This is a genomic window from Neisseria sp. P0022.S010 (assembly GCF_051956635.1).
In genome coordinates this window covers 1-3,285 of the sequence record NZ_JBQCXF010000338.1, presented here as the reverse complement: position 1 = coordinate 3,285, position 3,285 = coordinate 1, and the positions used below count along the sequence as shown (strand labels likewise).

Below are 3,285 nucleotides of genomic sequence, written 5' to 3'. Positions count from 1 at the left end.
CCCTCTTACAACCGCTACATTGAACGCGGCTACCAATCACAAGCGCATGCCGAGTTAGTCGCCATCAATTCTGCTTTTAAAAACCAGATGGTTAAAAATCCAAAGTGGAAAACTGATGAGATTAAAACTCAGTTGGATGACTTTATTTCCTCATACAAAGGCCATAAAGATTTGGCAGACAAATATAAATACTCTGCCGAAATGATTGATACCAGTACAAGCCGAGCCTATCGTTTGAAAGCCATTCCCATCAAAACAGGCTATACCCTTTCCGTTTGGATGGATAGTTTAGGCAATGCTTACAAATGCACTGATATTGACTCTGCCAAAGATTCCAAAACTACAATGACCAATGGCAAAGGTTGCGAATCGGTTTCCAAAAAGAAATCTTCTTAATCTGACAAACATAAAAAAGCAGTGTCATTTTATCGACACTGCTTTTTTTATTTTACTGTTTCCAATCATCGTCTCGGCGTTGGCGTTTCAACAAGATCCTGACTGCGCCATCATTGCCTTGTCGAGGCTCGACATAAGCCAACACATCAGGATGCTGCATCAACCAGCGGCGCGTCATATTTTTCAAAACCGGTTTATAGCCTGCGGAACCCAAGCCGCTGCCGTGGACAATCTCGCCGCAAACGCCGCGTTTTTTCGTAAACTCAATAAATTCATTCAATACCTGCTGCGCTTCTTCCTGCGTATAGCCATGTAAATCCACATCAGCCACGACAGGATAATGGCCGTTTCGCAAACGCATCAAATCATTTTTACCCTGCCCGTTTTTACTGAACGAAGCCGGCGGTTCTTCCCAGCCGCCGCTGCCCACATAAAAATAATCTTCCTGCTCCAAAGTCGCCATTTCTTTAGGTCGCGGCTTGATCGGAGATTTATCACGGGGCTGTTCATAATAGTTACCCGCATTTTTCAACGGTATAACCTTACCAACTGCCTTACTGAAATCCACATCCTCTACCTGCTTTTTAGCCTTCGCTTCCGCTTCCCGCTCCGCTGCTTCCTGTTTCGCCTTTTTACCCAAAGCCTTCAGCGTTTCTTGAAAGTTTGCCGTCATGGTTTGTCCTTTCCAAAAAATTGATTGCGCACATTATAGCAAACCCGGCTACAAGGCCGTCTGAAAGACTCTTACCATCGCTTCTTGTTTAGGGTATAGTATTGATGCATTGCCAGTCTTACAAAAGAGAGAAATCATGTTTAAACGCCCGGAAGAAATCATCGTCTTGATACTTGCCCTATTATGGGTCGGACTCAGCTACTACTTTGCCGCCATCCTGATTTCAGATGCCTACACCATTCTCCTGATTACCGTATTGACTTTCGTTTGGGCGGCCATCTGTTTCCTTTTATGGCAACGCAACTTAAGCCGTCATATTTGGCCGCTGTTCCTCGGCAGCCTGGTTGCCTGCTGGTGGCCATACTTCACTTGGCTTGCAAGCGACGTTCCCGAAGGCACATGGTATTCAGGATGGACATTCAAATCCATTATCGCCCTGATTCCCGTTGTTGCCGCTTATCTCTTCAAGTGGAAACGAAGCCGGAAAAACAAAATCGCCAACACCCTTGCCTGATACCTCGCACCGTCTTTTTCAGACGGCGTTTTCCATATCTGACATAACGCTCAGACTGTCAACAATCCCAATAAAATGCTATACTCTTCACACGATTTAACACCCTAAAACAGGCCGTCTGAAAGACTTATCAAGATGATCAGCAAACAAGAATACCAAGCCCAAGCCGCACAAGGTTACAACCGCATTCCACTCGTTCAAGAGCTGCTTGCCGACTTGGACACACCGCTCTCAATCTACCTCAAACTTGCCAACAAGCCTTTCACCTACCTGCTTGAATCCGTTGTCGGCGGCGAACGTTTCGGCCGCTATTCCTTTATCGGCCTGCCTTGCAGCTACTATCTCAAAGTCAGTGGCAAACACGTCGATGTTTATCAAAACGGCGAAATCGTCGAGCAATACGACGGCAATCCGCTGCCATTTATCGAAGCCTTTCACAACCGCTTCAAAACGCCTGAAATCCCAAGTCTGCCGCGCTTTACCGGCGGCCTAGTCGGCTACTTCGGTTACGAAACCATCTACAATTTCGAACACTTTGCCCACCGCCTGAAAAACAACGCCAAAGCCGACCCGCTCGGCACGCCCGATATTTTGCTGATGTTGTCGCAAGAATTGGCGGTTATCGACAATTTGAGCGGCAAAATCCACCTCATCGTTTACGCCGATCCCTCGCAGCCCGACGGCTACGAACGCGCCCGCGAACGACTCGAAGACATCCGCACCCAGTTGCGCCAAAGCTGCGCCATCCCGCTTTCCCTCGGCAGCAAACACACCGAAGCCGTCAGCGAATTCGGCGAAGAGCCGTTCAAAGCCTGCGTCAACAAAATCAAAGACTACATCTTCGCAGGCGACTGTATGCAGGTCGTCCCCAGCCAGCGCATGAGCATGGAATTCACCGACAGCCCGCTTGCCCTCTACCGCGCTCTGCGCACGCTCAACCCTTCGCCTTACCTCTTTTACTACGATTTCGGCGATTTCCATATTGTCGGCTCCTCCCCCGAAATCCTCGTCCGCCGCGAACGCGACGATGTCATCGTCCGCCCTATCGCCGGCACACGCCTGCGCGGCAAAACACCAGCCGAAGACCTCGCCAACGAACAAGACCTGCTGAGCGATGCCAAAGAAATTGCCGAACACGTCATGTTGATTGATTTAGGACGCAACGACGTCGGCCGCATCAGTAAAACCGGCGAAGTCAAAGTCACCGACAAAATGGTGATTGAAAAATACTCCCATGTAATGCACATCGTTTCCAACGTCGAAGGCCGTCTGAAAGACGGTATGACCAACATGGATATCCTCGCCGCCACCTTCCCGGCAGGTACACTTTCCGGCGCACCCAAAGTCCGCGCCATGGAAATCATCGAAGAAGTCGAACCCAGCAAACGCGGCATCTACGGCGGCGCCGTCGGCGTATGGGGTTTCAACAACGACATGGACTTGGCAATCGCCATCCGCACCGCCGTAGTGAAAAACAACACGCTATACGTCCAAAGCGGCGCAGGCATCGTCGCTGACTCCAACCCGACCTCAGAATGGCAGGAAACGCAGAACAAAGCCCGAGTAGTGGTTAGGGCGGCGCAGATGGTGCAGGAGGGGTTGGATAGGTAGGTTAACTAATTATTTTGAAAAAATTGAACTATGTGTAACTTCAAGTAAATACTCTGAAAAATGGCAACCATAAAATCAAACTCTTTATTTC

At 49.1% G+C, this 3,285-nt stretch carries 4 protein-coding genes; 3 read left to right on the top strand and 1 reads right to left on the bottom strand.

The genetic code is table 11. The features are described from left to right. On the top strand, window positions 1–396 hold a 396-nt coding region (locus ACTHUT_RS16355), incomplete at its 5' end, for a PilX family type IV pilin (protein WP_440419084.1). Between the two features lie 52 nt (window positions 397–448). On the opposite strand, the gene ACTHUT_RS16350 is transcribed toward ACTHUT_RS16355, so the two are convergent. Then, window positions 449–1,069, bottom strand: coding sequence for a Smr/MutS family protein (locus tag ACTHUT_RS16350; protein ID WP_250589840.1), 621 nt, complete (start codon window positions 1,067–1,069; stop codon window positions 449–451). A gap of 136 nt (window positions 1,070–1,205) precedes the next feature. On the opposite strand from ACTHUT_RS16350, the gene ACTHUT_RS16345 reads away from it, so the two are divergent. Both ACTHUT_RS16345 and trpE read left to right on the top strand, forming a co-directional pair. Further along, window positions 1,206–1,583: a hypothetical protein gene (locus ACTHUT_RS16345; protein WP_137040876.1), complete on the top strand. Its 378-nt coding sequence runs from the start codon at window positions 1,206–1,208 to the stop codon at window positions 1,581–1,583. Between the two features lie 135 nt (window positions 1,584–1,718). Further along, window positions 1,719–3,194: an anthranilate synthase component I gene (gene trpE / locus ACTHUT_RS16340; protein ID WP_250600719.1), complete on the top strand. Its 1,476-nt coding sequence runs from the start codon at window positions 1,719–1,721 to the stop codon at window positions 3,192–3,194. Window positions 3,195–3,285 lie beyond the last annotated feature (91 nt).